Source organism: Micromonospora sp. DT41 (genome assembly GCF_049841715.1).
GTDB lineage: Bacteria > Actinomycetota > Actinomycetes > Mycobacteriales > Micromonosporaceae > Micromonospora > Micromonospora profundi.
The window spans coordinates 1-15677 of the sequence record NZ_JBNCKU010000001.1; the positions used below are offsets into that span (position 1 = coordinate 1).

Genomic DNA, 15677 nt, shown 5'->3' on the forward strand with positions numbered 1-15677 from the left:
CCAACCCCGTGTAAAAACGCCGCTCCCCCGACAACTGACTCATCACCTTCAAATGAGCCGCGTGCAGAACGGCCTTGGGTGACACCTCGTACGTCGATGCCAGCTCGCGGATCCGGGGGTCGAGGTCCTGGTAGCTGAGCCGATGCCGCAGCACGGTCCCGGGCTCCCCGGACTCGTCGCCCCAGCCCACTGGTGGGGTGAACCTGGCGTGGTCGGAGGTGACAGTCCGCCAGTACGCCTCGTCGGCCTCCGAGGCCAGCGCCGCCTGCTCGCCGGCGACGAAATCGGCGTACCGGACCGCGAACGGCTCCGGTGCCTCCGGCGCCATGCCGACACAGCGCCGCTCGTAGCAGCTGAGCAGCTCGGCCAGCAGGGTGTTCAGGTCCCAGCCGCCGGTCACCAGGTGGCTGATCGCCACGGTGAGCCACCATCCGCCGTCGGCGCCGACATGGGCGCTGACCCGCAGCAGCGGGGCGGGGTGCTCCGGGTCGAACGGCCGTGCCCGCTCGGCGTCGACGTAGCCGCGCAGGTGTGCCTCGGCCCGATCCTCGTCAAGGCGCAGGATCCGTACGTCGATGGGGGCATGGGCGTGCACGAGTTGCAGCGGCACCGAGTAGGTGTGCGGGTCGAACGACGTACGCAGGGTCTCGTGCCGGGAGACGATGTCGTGCACGGCCGCCGTGAGCGCGTCGCCCGAGAAGGACTGGCGACTGTGGACCCGGAAGCAGCGGACGATGTGGTACAGCGACCGCGTCGGGTCCTTCTGGATCTCCACGAGCATGCCGAGTTGAACCTGGGCGATGGGGTAGGCGTCGGTGAGGCCGGCGGGCAGGGCGGCCCGGTCGGCGTCGTCGAGGAGCGCGAACGGTGCGACCGGCTGGAACTCCGGAGCGACCTCGGCGCTGTCCTTTGCGGCGAGGTGCGCGGCGAGCGCGGTGACGGTGCGGTGCACGAAGACGTCCCGGACGCCGACGGGGAAGCCGGCTCCCCGGAGCGCCCCGACCAGGGCGACCGCTCGCAGTGAGTCGCCGCCGAGGTCGAAGAAGCTGTCCATGACGCTGACGGTGTCCAGGTTCAACACGCGTGCCCAGATCTCCGCGAGTTGCCGTTCCAGGTCGTTACGGGGAGCCACGTGCGCCCGGCCGGTCTCCCCGACGGACGCGGCCAGGGCGGCCCTGTCGACCTTGCCGTTGGCGTTCAGTGGGATGGACTCCACCACCACGAGGTCCGCCGGGATCATGTACTCCGGCAGTCGACTGGCACATTCCTGCCGCACCCGGGCGGCCAGACCGGCGTCCGGCCCTTCCGGCACGTAGAAGGCGAGCAACCGCGCCTCTTCCGGATGGACCAGAGCGACAGTGTCGCGGACGCCGGCGACGGCGCCGATCACCGACTCGATCTCGCCCAGCTCGATCCGGTAACCACGAACCTTCACCTGATGATCGACGCGGCCCACGAACTCGACAACACCATCGGCCAACCGGCGAACCAGATCCCCGGTCTTGTACAACCGCGACCCATCCGAGGCGAACGGGTCCGGCACGAACCGATCCGCAGTCAAACCAGACTGACCCACATAACCCCGAGCAACACCCACACCGCCGACGAACAACTCACCGACCACACCCACCGGCACCAGATTCATCCACGAATCAAGCACGAACATCCGCATACCCGGCAACGCCCGACCAATAGGCACCACCGGCAGGGTCTGCTCCACCCGCACCGGAAAAACACACGTCCCCACCGACGCCTCCGTCGGCCCATACTCATTGATCAAATTCCCCGGACCCAGAAGACCCAACCAACGATTAGCCAACGCCGCCGGCAAACCCTCACCCGCAACCACCACCACCGGCGCCAACCCAGCCAACAACTCATCCGACAACTGCCGACCCAAAATCTCCAAATGACCCGGCGTCAACTTCAAGAAACTAAACGGAGCAGCAGCCGACAACACCGACCCCAACTCCGCCAAATCCACATCCTGATCCACCATCAACACCCGCTGGCCCACCACCAACGGCGCCCACAAATTCGGCACCTGCAAATCAAACGCCACCGACGAGAAAACAGCACACCCACCCGAACCACGACCAGCCAAATCCACCGACGCCCAACGAACATGATTCGCCAAACCCCGATGCGTAACCTGCACACCCTTCGGCCGACCAGTCGAACCCGACGTGAAAATCACATACGCCAAATCATCCAAATCCACCACACCCGGCAACACCACAGACTGCTGCGGCTCCACCGCGCGCTCGGCCACCAGCACCTCGACCCCGGACGGGAACCGATCCGCGTAGCGGGCTGACGTCACCACATGGGACACACCGGCATCCGCCAGGATCGAGCTGATCCGACCGGCCGGGTACGACGGGTCCACAGGCACGAACGCCGCGCCCGTCTTCCACACGCCCAGCATGGCGGCCACCAGATCGACACCCCGATCCAGCAACACCGCCACGACCGAGCCACGGGATACGCCGGACGAGGCCAGCCACGTCCCCAGCACCACAGCCCGCGCATCCACCTCCGCGAAGGGCACCCCATTGACGGCCTCGCACGACGGCACCGCCGTCACCCGCTGCTCGAACCACCCCAGCACCGAGTCCGACAGCGGCTCCACCGCGCCGTCGCCGTCTGCCAACAGCACCGACACCTCACCCGCCGGCAGACACACCATCCGCGCGTCCCCGCCCGGATCCGCCACCATCGCCTCTAGCACCGCCCGGTACATCGCGCCCAGGCGCAGGACGTTGGGGTAGCTGACGACGTGGGGGTCGCTGAGAATGCTGAGCGTCCCGTCCAGTGTGGAGACGTGCAGGTCGAACTCACTTGACGCCTCGTAGACGGCGTCGTCGAAGCCGACCCGGTCGGTGTCGACCTGCGCGAAGTCGAGGTAGTTGAAGAGGATCTCGAGGGGCCGGGCACCGTCGGTGAACCGCTGCACCGACGGCAGCGGGTAGTGCCGGTGCGGCCACAGCTCCAACTCGGCGTCGAAGGTCTGCCGGATCAGCTCCGCCCAGGTGGCTGCCGAACCACGGTGCACGATCGGCAACGTGTTCAGGTGCATGCCGTACACCTGGTCGGCGCCGGTCACCTCGGGCCGCCCGTGGCAGACCAGGCCGCTTGTGAAGACGGGCTCGATGGTGATCTGGCTCATCACCTTCAGATGCGCGGCCAGCAGCACGCTCTTCAGTGCGGTGCCGGTGCTGCTTGCCACCTCCCGGAGCCCGTCGAGCAGGTCGTGCAGCGGAACCCTGGTGCCGCACTGGAACTGGGGGTCGGAGTCCGGGGCGCCCCAGCCGGTGGGCAGGGCGAACCGCGGGTACTCGACGACACCCCGCCAGTACGCCTCGTCCTCGGCGGACGTCAGCGCGGCCAGTTCCGCGGCGACGAAGTCGGCGTAGCGCACGGGCAGCGCGTCGACGGGCACCGGAGCACCGGTGTCCCGCAGCCGCCGGTAGTTGTCGAGGATCTCCATCAGCAGGGAGTGGTGGCTCCAGCCTTCGAGGATGCCGTGCGACATGGTCAGCACGAACCACCAGGCGTTGCCCTCGCCGATCGCACCGGCGACGCGTATCTGCGGGACCTGGTCCGGCGCGAACGGGTTGGCCCGCTCGACGGCCATGTAGGCGCTCATCCGGGCCTCGGTGTCCGGGCCGCGCAGGTCGAGTTCGGTCACCTCGATCGGCACCTCGGCGTGCACGAGTTGCAGCGGCACCGAGTAGCCGTTCAGGTCGAACGACGTACGCAGGATCTCGTGCCGGTCGACGACGGTCTGCACGGCACGGCGCAGCGCGTCGGGGACCAGCGGCTGCTCGTCGTGGATCGGGAAGGCCGAGACGTTGTGGTAGGTGTGCCGCTCGGTGTCGGTCATCGTCTTGACGAGCATCCCGAGTTGCACCTGGGCGATCGGGTAGGCGTCGCTGAGACCGGCGGGCAGCGCGGCCCGGTCGGCGTCGTCGAGCAGCGCGAACGGTGCCACCGGCTGGAACGCGGGCGCGACCTCGGCGGCGTCCCCTGCCGACAGGTGCGCGGCGAGCGCGGCGACGGAGCGGTGCACGAAGACATCACGTACCGAGGCGGAGAAGCCCGCCGTACGCAGGGCGCCGACGAGAGCGATGGCGCTGATCGAGTGGCCGCCGAGGTCGAAGAAGCTGTCCACCACGCTGACGGTGTCCAGGTTCAACACGCGTGCCCAGATCTCCGCGAGCTGCTGCTCCAGGTCGGTACGCGGGTCCACGTGCACACGCCCGCCACCGGTCACCGACGCCGCGAGAGCAGCCCTGTCGACCTTGCCGTTGGCGTTCAGCGGGATCGACTCCACCACCACGAGGTCCGCCGGGATCATGTACTCCGGCAGTCGACTCGCGCACTCCCGCCGCACCCGCTCCGAGAGCCCGACATCGGGGCCGTCCGGCACGTAGCAGGCCACCAGCCGCGAGCCCTCGCCGTGGACCAGTGCCACCACATCACGAACCCCGGCCACCGCGCCGATCACCGACTCGATCTCGCCCAGCTCGATCCGGTAACCACGAACCTTCACCTGATGATCGACGCGGCCCACGAACTCGACAACACCATCGGCCAACCGGCGAACCAGATCCCCGGTCTTGTACAACCGCGACCCATCCGAGGCGAACGGGTCCGGCACGAACCGATCCGCAGTCAAACCAGACTGACCCACATAACCCCGAGCAACACCCACACCGCCGACGAACAACTCACCGACCACACCCACCGGCACCAGATTCATCCACGAATCAAGCACGAACATCCGCATACCCGGCAACGCCCGACCAATAGGCACCACCGGCAGGGTCTGCTCCACCCGCACCGGAAAAACACACGTCCCCACCGACGCCTCCGTCGGCCCATACTCATTGATCAAATTCCCCGGACCCAGAAGACCCAACCAACGATTAGCCAACGCCGCCGGCAAACCCTCACCCGCAACCACCACCACCGGCGCCAACCCAGCCAACAACTCATCCGACAACTGCCGACCCAAAATCTCCAAATGACCCGGCGTCAACTTCAAGAAACTAAACGGAGCAGCAGCCGACAACACCGACCCCAACTCCGCCAAATCCACATCCTGATCCACCATCAACACCCGCTGGCCCACCACCAACGGCGCCCACAAATTCGGCACCTGCAAATCAAACGCCACCGACGAGAAAACAGCACACCCACCCGAACCACGACCAGCCAAATCCACCGACGCCCAACGAACATGATTCGCCAAACCCCGATGCGTAACCTGCACACCCTTCGGCCGACCAGTCGAACCCGACGTGAAAATCACATACGCCAAATCATCCAAATCCACCACACCCGGCAACACCACCGACTCCACCTGCGGCACAGAGTCGACGGTCAGCACCTCGACACCATCGGGGCAGCGATCCACGTGCCCCGGCGACGTCACGAGCACCGACGCGCCCGCATCGGCCAACATGGTCTCGACCCGGCCCACCGGGTACGACGGGTCCACCGGCACGAACGCCGCACCCGCCTTCCAGACACCCAGCAGCGCGGCCACCAGATCGGCACCCCGATCCAGCAACACCCCCACCACCGAACCCCGCGACACACCACGCGAGGCCAACCACGACCCCAACGCCACCGCCCGAGCATCCAACTCGGCGAACGACACACCATTGACGGCCTCGTTCGAGGGCACTCGAGCGACCTGGTCCTCGAACCACCGCAGGACCGACCCCGACACCGGCTCCACCCCGCCGTCGCTGTCGGCCATCGCCACGGACACCTCGGCGGTCGGCAGACACACCACCCGCGCGTCCCCGCCGGAGTCCGCGACCATGGCCTCCAACACCGACCGGTACATCGCGCCCAGGCGGCGCAGGGCGTCGTGGCCGACGTTGCGTTGGCTGGCCTGGAGGGTGAGGAAGCCGAGCCGGCTGAACACGCCGAGCGGGAACTCGGTGGGACTGTCGTCGATGGACTCGGCGTAGTCGATGTCGTCGGTGTCGATCTGGTGGAAGTCGTGGAAGCTGAACCGCACGTCGAGCATGCGGGCGTCCTCGCCGACCTCACGTTGCAGGGTGGACAGCGGGTAGCGCCGGTGCGGCCACATCGCCAGTTCGGCGGCGAAGGTCCGCTGGATCAGCTCCGACCAGGTGGCGGCCGGGCCGTCGTAGCCGACCGGCACCGTGTTGAGGTGCATGCCGTACACCCGGTCGGCGCCGGCCGCCTCGGGCCGGATGTTGCAGACCAGGCCCGTGTAGAACCGATCGGCGCCGGTCAGCTGGCTCATCACCTTGAGGTGCGCGGCAAGCATCACCGACTTGAACGGCACACCGAGGCGCCGGGCCAGGTCCCGCAGCGAGGCTTCGAGGTCCTGCACCGGCACCCAGTGCTCGTGCTTGGCGCCCTCCGGCGCGTCGGGGTCACCCCAGCCGGTGGGCAGGTCGTGACGGACCCGTCCGGCCAGCACCCCACGCCAGAACTCCCGGTCCTCGTCGCCGGTGACCGACAGTCGTTCGGCGGCGACGGCGTCGGCGAACCGCACCGACGGGATCGGCTGCGGCGAGAGCGGCTCTCCGGCACGGATCTGGTGGTAGGCGCGGACCAGTTCCATGATCAGCGAGTGGTAGCTCCATCCGTCCAGGATCGGGTGGCACTCGGTGATGGTGAGCCACCAGCTGCCGTCCGGGCAGGTACGGGCGTGCAGCCGCAGCAGCGACGGGCGATCGAGGTCGAACAGTTGGGCCCGCTCGACAGCGATGTGCTCGCGCAGTTCCCGGTCCAGCTCGGCCCGCTCGGTGGTGACCGTGTGGTCGTGCGTGACGGTCAGCTCGGCGGTGGCGTGCACCAACTGCATCGGCACCGAATAGCTGGTCAGGTCGAAGGAGGTACGCAGCACCTCGTGGCGGCGCACCAGCAGCGCCGCGGCGGCGCGCAGCGCCTCCAGGGAGAACTCCCCTTCGCCACGAACCCGGTAGCTGGTCACGTTGTGGTACGGGTTCTGCTCGGTGTCGGACAGCAGCTCGACAAGCATGCCGAGCTGCCCCTGGGTGCACGGGTAGGCGTCCACCACGCCGGCGGGCAGCACGGCCCGGTCCGCCTCGCCGACCAGCTCGAACGGGGCGACGGTCGGCTCCGGCTCGGTGGCGGGCCGCGCGGTGAGCAGTTCGGCCAGCTCGGCGACGGTACGCCGCTCGAAGATGTCCCGGACCTCCACGTCGAAGTGCGCCGCCCGCAGTGCGCCGGCCAGCGCCACGGCGCGGATGGAGTCACCGCCGAGGTCGAAGAAGCCGTCCTGTACGCCCACCCGGTCCAGCCCGAGCGTGGCGGTCCAGACGTCGGCGAGCTGCTGCTCCACAGTGGTGCGCGGGGCCACGTACGGCCTGTCGACGGCGACCACCGACCGACCCGGGGCGGGCAGCGCGGCCTGGTCGAGCTTGCCGTTGACGGTGAGCGGGATCCGGGGCAGCGGCATGAACGCCGCCGGGACCATGTAGTCCGGCAGCGTCCGACCCAGCGCCGCGCGCAGCTGCGAGGGGCGCAGCAGCGTCGAGGTGTCATCGGCCACCAGGTACGCGGTGAGCCGCTGGTCGCCCGGGGTGTCCTCGCGCAGCACCACCACCGCGTCCCGGACGCCGGGCAGGACGGTGAGGGCCGCCTCGATCTCACCCAGCTCGACCCGGTAGCCACGGATCTTGACCTGGTGGTCGATGCGTCCGACGAACTCCAACCCTCCGTCGGCGTGCCGTCGGGCGAGGTCGCCGCTGCGGTAGAGCCGCGAACCGGCAGGCCCCCACGGGTCCGGCACGAACCGCTGCGCGGTCAGGTCGGCGCGACCCAGGTAGCCGCGGGCGACACCTGGGCCGCCCACGTGGATCTCGCCGGGCACGCCGATCGGCACCGGCCGACCGTCGGCGTCGAGCAGGTGGACCGTGAGGTCCGACAGGGGTACGCCGATCCGGCTGGCGGTGCCGCCCACCTCGGCGGCGACGACCCTGTGGTACGTGGTGTGCACTGTGGTCTCGGTGATCCCGTACATGTTGATCAGCTGCGGCGTGTCCACGCCACGGCTTGCCACCCACGGCGCCAGCTCGGTGAAGTCCAGTTTCTCGCCGCCGAAGGTCACCACCCGCAGGGCGAGCTGGTCCACCCTGGGGTCGCCCTCGGCCGCCAGCCCTACCAGCGCGCGGAACGCCGTGGGCGTCTGGCAGAGCACCGTGACCCGCTGCGCGATCAGCTCGTCGAGCAGCTCCTGCGGGGATCGGGCCAGCGCCCGGGGCACCACAAGGAGGCGACCGCCGTGCAGCAGGCAGCCCCAGATCTCCCAGACCGAGAAGTCGAAGGCGTACGAGTGCAGCAGCGTCCACACGTCGTCGGCGCCGAACCGGTAGTCGCCGGCGGTGACGGTCAGCAGCCGCAGCACCTGCCGGTGGGCCACCGCCACGCCCTTGGGCCGGCCGGTGGAGCCCGAGGTGTAGATGACGTAACAGAGGTTGTCCACGTCCATCGGCACGGCCGGGTCGGTGGCCGGCTGGGCGGACAGTTCCGTGGCGAATTCCGGGGCGTCCAACAGCACGACGGTTCCGTCGAAGTCGGCGAACCGGTCACTGTAGGCGGTGGTGGTAAGCACGATCGCCGCGCCGGCATCGTTGATCATGAAATCGAGGCGTTCGTCAGGCGAGGCCGGGTCGAGGGGCAGGTACGCCGCACCGGACTTGAGCACGCCGAGCAGGGCCGGCACCAGTTCGGGGCCGTGGTCGAGGTGGACCCCGACCAGCCGCTCCGGGCCGGCGCCGTGGCCGCGCAGCCAGTGGGCGAGCCGGTTGGCGTCGGCGTTCAGCTCGGCGTACCCACTGGTGGTGCCGCCGACCGTCAGCGCCGCCGTGTCGGGGTGGGTGGCAGCGACCGCCTCGAAGACGCCGTGCACGGTGCCGGTGACCGGGTCGGCGGTGACCGGCCCCTGAGTCACAACGGCCAGCTCGGCGGGGCCGAGGACGGCAAAGTCGGAGAGTCGGGCCGTCGGGTCGGCCGCCACCTGCTCCAGGAGCCGCACCAGGTGGTCGGCGGCACGCTCGACGGTGGCCGTGTCGAACAGGGCTGTGGCGTACTCGATCCGGCCGCGCAGTCCGCCGTCGGCGCCCTCCATCATGTGCAGGGTCAGGTCCACCTTGGACGTGCGCAGGGGCAGCTCGACAGATTCCACGCTGAGGTCGCCGGGCCAGTCGATGGCGGGCGGCTCGGACTGGAGGGTGAACGCGACCTGGTAGAGCGGCGTCCGGGAGAGATCACGCTCCGGTTCCAGCTCGTCGGCGAGCAGGGCGAACGGGGCGTCGGTGTTGTCGAACGCGCCCAGCACCGTGTTGCGGGTCTGCTCCAGCAGGGCGGCGAACGACGGGTCACCACTCCAGCGGGCGCGCAGCACCAGGTTGTCGATGCCGTACCCGACCAGGTTGTGCAGCTCCACGCGGCTACGCGCGGACGACACGGTGCCCACGGCGAGGTCGGTCCGGCCGGTGTAGCGCGACAGCAGCACCTGGTAGGCGCTGAGCAGGGTGACGAAGACAGTGGTGCCGGCGTCGCGGGCGACCCCGCGCAGCGCGGCGGAGAGTTCGGCGGTCAGTGTGAACGGCACCGACGAGCCGCGCCAGTCCCGGTTCTTCGGCCGGGTCCGGTCGGCCGGCAGCTCCACAGGCGTCAGCCCGGCCAGTTGGTCGCGCCAGTAGTCGAGCGACCGGGCCACCGCGTCGGCGCGCAGTCGGCCGCGCTGCCAGGCGGCGAAGTCGGCGAACTGGACGGCGGGCACCGGCAACCAGGGCTCGACGCCGGCCCGGAGGGCGGCGTACAGCTCGGCCAGCTCACCGGTGAGCACCGCGAGGGACGGCGCGTCGCAGGCGATGTGGTGCAGCACCAGGGCGAGGACGTGCTCGTCGGTGTCCAGCCGGACCAGCACGGCCCGCACAGGCCAGTCCTCGGCCAGGTCGAACCCGGTGAGCGCGGCGTCGGCGAGCACCGCGTCGAGCGCTGCCTCCCGCTCGGTGCGCGGTCGGTCGGTCAGGTCCACCACCGGCAGGTCGCGGCTCGTCGGAGTGTCGATCACCTGGATCGGAGCGGTGCCGGCGAGGGCGTAGCGGGTGCGAAGAATCTCGTGCCGGGCGACCAGGGCGTCGAGGGCGCGGCCCAGCACGTCGGCATCCAACTGCCCGCGCAGTCGCAGCGCGCAGGAGACCAGGAACTCGGCGCTCGTGGGGTCCATCCGGTTGAGGAACCACATCTGCTGCTGGCCGTACGACAGCGGCAGCTCCCCCGACCGGTCGACGGTCGGGATCCGGTCCCGGCGGCCGGTACGACGGCCGGCCAGGCGACGCTGGACGAGTTCTTCACGCAGGTTCGGCTCGTTGGCGATGCTGGTCATGCCGGGTACTCCTCGGATCGCGAAAGGTCGTGGGTGAGATCGGCTGCGTCCAGCGCGTCGACCTCAGCTCGGATCAGGTCTTCGATGGCGAGCGCCTGGGCGCGCACCGTGGGGTGCTCGAACACCAGCCGGATCGGCAGGTCGAGGTCGAACTCCTCCTGCAACCCGGCGATCAGCCGGGCGGCCAGCACCGAGTGGCCGCCCAGGAGGAAGAAGTCCGTGGTCGCGCCGATCCGCCCGTCGAGCAGTTCCGCCCAGATCGCGGCGACCCGCTTCTCGACAACGCTCTGCGGTGCGACGAACTCGGTGGGGTCGGCGGTGCCGTCGGCGAGCGCCGCGTCGAGCCTGCCGCGCAGGGCGTCCCGGTCCACCTTGCCGTTGGCGTTGAGCGGGATCCGCTCCACCGGCACGAACAGGCCCGGCACCATGAACTCGGGCAACTGCCGGGCGCAGTACGCGGCCAGGTCGGTGGCCTCGCCGATGTAGAAGGCGACCAGGCGGTCCTGGTGGGCGAGGACCACGCAGTCGCGTACCCGCGGATGTTCGGCGACGACGGCGCTGATCTCGTCGGGTTCGATCCGGTAGCCGCGGACCTTCACCTGGTCGTCGACGCGACCGACGAAGGCCATCGTGCCGTCGGGCCGCCAGTGGCCCCGGTCGCCGCTGCGGTAGAGGCGGGTGCCCGGCGGGCCGTAGGGGTCGGGCACGAAGCGTTCGGCGGTCAGCTCTGGCCGCCCGAGATAGCCGGTGGCCAGGCATGCGCCACCGATGTACAGCTCGCCGACGGCGCCGACCGGCAGCAGCCGCATCTCGTCGTCCAGGATCCGCACGACTGTGTTCGCCATCGGGCGGCCGATCGACACGATCTCGCTGGTCTGCGGCTCCACCACCGGGTACGCCGACATGATCACTGTGGTTTCGGTAGGGCCGTAGGAGTTGATCAGGCCGCCCGGACCGAGCAGTTCGAGCCACTGGTTGGCCACCGACCGGCGCAGCACCCCACCGGCCACCCAGAGCTGACCGGCCAGCCGCTGCGCCTGCGCGGCGTCCACCTGCGTGGCCAGCAGCTCCAGGTGCGGGGGCGTCATGATGAAGCGGTCGTACGGCCCGGCGGCCAGCAACAGAGCGCCGAGCTGGGTGAGGTCAAACTCCTGCGGCAGCAGGGTCACCGGCTGCCCGGCCACCAGCGGGCCCCAGAGGTTGGAGATCGACAGGTCGAAGGCGATCGTGGAGAAGAGCGGCGCACCACCGCCGGCCGGGCGGCCTCCCCGGTCGCCGAGCGCCTCGGTCTCGGTGGCGCAGGCCAGGAAGTTCGTGACCGCCGCGTGGGAGAGCAGCACCCCCTTGGGGCGGCCTGTCGATCCGGAGGTGAACAGCACGTACGCCGTCTGGGCCGGGTCGAGGTCGCGGGCCGGCGCGGTGTGCGGTTCGGAACTGACCATCAGCCGGTGGGTGTCCACCTGGAGGGTGGGCACTGCGAACCGGTCGGCGAACCGCGATTCGGTGACGGCGAGGCCCACGCCTGCGGTGTCGAGCAGGTAGTCGATCCGCTCGGCCGGATACGAGGGGTCCAACGGAAGGCAGGCGGCACCCGCCTTCCAGCAGCCGAGGATCGCGGCCACCAGGTCGGGTCCCCGACCCAGCAGTACGGCGACGGTCGCCCCCGGCGCGACGTTGGAGCGGCGCAGGTGGTTGGCGAAGCGGTTGGCCCTGTCGTCCAACTCGGCGTAGCTGGTGCACGCCTCGCCGTGGCGCAACGCCACCGCCTGCGGTGCCACCGCGCGACGCGCCTCGAACCTGTCGACAACAGTGGTGGCCGGACGGGGCACCGTCGGCCCGTTCCACAGGTGCAGCAACTGGTGCCGTTCCTCGGCCGAGAACGGGTCGAGCCCGTCCAGGCGGGCGTCCGGCTCGGCGGCGGCAGCGCCCAGCAGCCGGACGAAGTGGTCGGCGAACCGTCGCACTGTGGCTTCGTCGAACAGCGTCGTGGCGTACTCCACGGCTCCGGCGAGCGAGCCGTCCGGCTGCGGCCACAGGTGCACTGTCAGGTCGGTCTTGGCCACCGTGGACGCCTGCCGCAGCGCGTCGATCGTGAGCGGGTCGTCGGCCATCCGGCCGGTGATCCCGCCCTCCTGGTAGTTCAGCGCCACCTGGTAGAGCGGGGTACGGGAGAGGTCCCGCTCACCGACCAGGTCGTTTACCACCCGGTCGAAAGGCAGGTCCTGGTGGGCCAGCGCCGCGACGGTCCGGTTGCGGACCGCCCGTACGGCCTGAGTGAAGCCGGACGCCGGGTCCAGAGTGCAGCGCAGCACCACCGGATTGAGGAAGATCCCGGCGATCTGGTCCAGCTCGGCGGGCCGGTGCCCCGATGTGGGCGTGCCGATCGGCATGTCCCACTGCCCTGTGTAGCGGGCGAGAACCGTGGCGAAGCCGGTGAGCAGTGTCATGAACGGGCTGGCCGCGCAGCGCCGACCCACATCGGTCAGAGCGCCGGCGACGTCCGCCCCGACGGTGAAGCCGAGCATGCTGCCCTGCGCGTCCCGCCGGGCCGGGCGCGGACGGTCCAGCGGCAGCTCCAGCTGCGGCACCCCGGCCAGCGCCTCCCGCCAGTACGCCAACTCACGCCCGACGACCTCGTCGGTGAGGTGCCGCTGCTGCCAGACCGCGTAGTCGGCGTACTGCACCGGCAGCTCCGGCAGGTCCGCCGGTCGTCCCTGCGCGGCGGCGGCGCACAACTCCCGCAGGTCCCGTTCGAGGACGTCGGCGGTACCGGCGTCGGACGCGATGTGGTGCACGGCCAGCACCAGCAGGTGATCGCGGCCTGTGGCGACGGCGAGTCCGGCCCGCCACAGCGGACCGGTGTGCAGGTCGAAGCCTCGGCCGAGCTGTTCGGTGATCAGTTCGGCCAGCCCGCCGTGGCTGACGTCGCGCACCTCCAGGTCGACGGTCCCCGGCGCCACGACCTGCTGGCGGGCCACGCCGTCGACCACCAGATAGCGGGTACGCAGCGGCTCGTGCCGTGTCTCCAACGCGTGCAGCGCCGCCCGGACGTGGTCGGGGCGGGTGGTGGCGGGCAGCCGTACGTGCACGGGAACGACCCATTCCTTGCTGCCCGGGTCGAGCTGGTCGAGCATCCACAGCCGGTGCTGGGCGGCGGACAGTGGCAGGGGCCTGTCGCGCCCCACCGGCAGCACCGGCGAGGCGGCCGGGGTGGCCGGGGTGGCCGCCTCCAGCAGCCGTGCCTGCGCGGCCACCGTGGTGTGGGTGAGCAGGTCGCGCAGCGTCACCGTGCCGCCGGCGCCGCTGAGCTGGCTCTCCAGCGCCAGCGTCACGAGTGAGGAGCCGCCGAGCTGGTAGAAGTCGTCGTCTACGCCGACCTGGTCGACGCCGAGCAGGTCCCGCCAGATGGCCGCGACCGTCTGTTCGGCGGCTGTCCGTGGCGACCGTAGCGCCGGCCGGTCGAGAGTGTCGATCGCCGGCAGGGCGGACCGGTCGATCTTGCCGCTGGCGGTGAGCGGGAACTCCGCCACCGGCTGGAACACGGCAGGCACCAGCGCCTCGGGCAGCCGGCCGACGCAGAACGCGCGCAGGGCCGCCGGGTCGAGTGACCGTCGACCGGCGACGTACGCGGCGAGCTGCCGGCGACCGGCCGGGTCGGTGTGCCCCACCACCACCGCCGCCTGGATGTCCGGGTGGGCGGCGAGCACCGCCTCCACCTCGGCCGGTTCGATCCGTACGCCGTTGACCTTGAGCTGGTGATCGACCCGACCGACGAACTCAAGGCTCCGGTCAGCACGCCACCGGACCTGGTCACCGGTGCGGTAGAGGCGGGCGCCGGGTGGCCCGTACTCGTCGGGCACGAACCGTTCGGCGGTCAGGTCCGGCCGGTGCAGATAGCCCCGGCCCAGGTTGGCCCCACCGATGTAGAGCTCGCCGACCACACCCACCGGCACCGGCCGCCGGTCGACGCCGAGCACCTGGACGCGTACGCCGGGCAGTGGCCGGCCGATCGGCACCGGCCCGGCCGGCTGCGCCGTGTCCACCGGGTGGGCTGTCACGTCGATGGCGCACTCGGTGGGGCCGTACGTGTTCCACACCCGCACGTCGGGCGTGACGGTCAGCCGCCGGCACAGGTCGGCGTGCAGCGGTTCCCCGGCCGAGAAGACCAGCCGCAGACTCGTGCAGTCCGCCCAGCCGGGCTGGTCGACAAGCCGGGCGAACACCGACGGCACTCCCTGAAGGACGGTGATCCGGTGCCGGATGACGGCCGCGACCAGGGCGGCCGGGTCCCGGTGCGCCCCGTCCGGTGCGAGCACCACAGTGCCGCCGCTGGCCAGCGGGGCGAAGAACTCCCAGCCCGCCGCGTCGAAACTGACCGATGTCTTCTGGAGCACCCGGTCGCCGGGGCCCAGGTCGTGCTCCCGGATCGTCCACGTCACCCGGTTGCCGATGCCACGGTGGGTGATCAGCACGCCCTTGGGATGGCCTGTCGACCCGGAGGTGTAGATGGCGTACGCCACCGAGTCCGGGTCGGGTGACGGCACCGCGGCGGTGTCCGGGCAGGCCGCGATAGCCGCCCGGTCGGTGTCCAGGCACACCACCCGGTCCGGCGTCGCCTCGTCGCGCAGCGCGTCGCGGGTGAGCAGCACCCCGGCCCCGCTGTCGGCGAGGAGACGCCGCCGCCGCTCGGCCGGGTGGGTCGGGTCCAGCGGCAGGTACGCCGCACCGGCACGCCACACACCCAGCAGCGCGACCACGAGGTCGACGCCACGGTCCAGGTTGACAGCGACAAGCGACTCCGGGCCGACGCCCAGCTCGGCCAGGTACCGACCGAGCTGGTTGGCCCGCCGGTCCAGTCCGGCGTAGTCAAGTCGCTCAGTGTCGCCGCTCACCGCTATTGCGGTGGGGGTCAGTACGGCCTGCCGGGCGATCAGCTCGGACAGGGTGCCCGCCCCCTGGATGGTGGCTGCGACGGGCGCCGCAGGCGGAACGATACTCATGGTGCTCCTCCGGGGGACCGGGCGCGGACGTGGGATCGGATCAGGTGGTCAGGCCGTGGCCTGGGACTCCATGCGCTGACGCAGGCTCAGCGGCCGCATGTCGGTCCAGATCTCGCCGATCCGGGCCAGGCATTCGTCGCGGGTGCCCTCGGTGCCCTCGGCACGCCAGCCGGCGGGCAGGTCCCGGTCGGTCCACCAGACCGAGTACTGCTCCTCGTCGTTGAGCACCACGCGGTAGCTGCGGTTGTCGGTCATTGCCACTCCTT

3 protein-coding genes are annotated in these 15677 nt (G+C 70.4%); all 3 read right to left on the bottom strand.

The genetic code is table 11. The features are described from left to right. A partial coding sequence (locus ACLQ23_RS00005) for an amino acid adenylation domain-containing protein (protein ID WP_425880206.1) occupies positions 1–10411 on the bottom strand: 10411 nt, incomplete at its 3' end. Beyond that, positions 10408–15411, bottom strand: a complete 5004-nt coding sequence (locus ACLQ23_RS00010) for an amino acid adenylation domain-containing protein (protein ID WP_425880207.1) — start codon at positions 15409–15411, stop codon at positions 10408–10410. The genes ACLQ23_RS00010 and ACLQ23_RS00005, both read right to left, overlap by 4 nt. 48 nt (positions 15412–15459) lie before the next feature. After that, positions 15460–15666, bottom strand: a complete 207-nt coding sequence (locus tag ACLQ23_RS00015; protein ID WP_053655527.1) for an MbtH family protein — start codon at positions 15664–15666, stop codon at positions 15460–15462. Positions 15667–15677 lie beyond the last annotated feature (11 nt).

Bases quoted from the DNA above. Each gene is read 5' to 3' on its own strand.
- ACLQ23_RS00015 (WP_053655527.1), bottom strand. From the start codon at position 15,666: ATGACCGACAACCGCAGCTACCGCGTGGTGCTCAACGACGAGGAGCAG.
- ACLQ23_RS00010 (WP_425880207.1), bottom strand. From the start codon at position 15,411: ATGAGTATCGTTCCGCCTGCGGCGCCCGTCGCAGCCACCATCCAGGGG.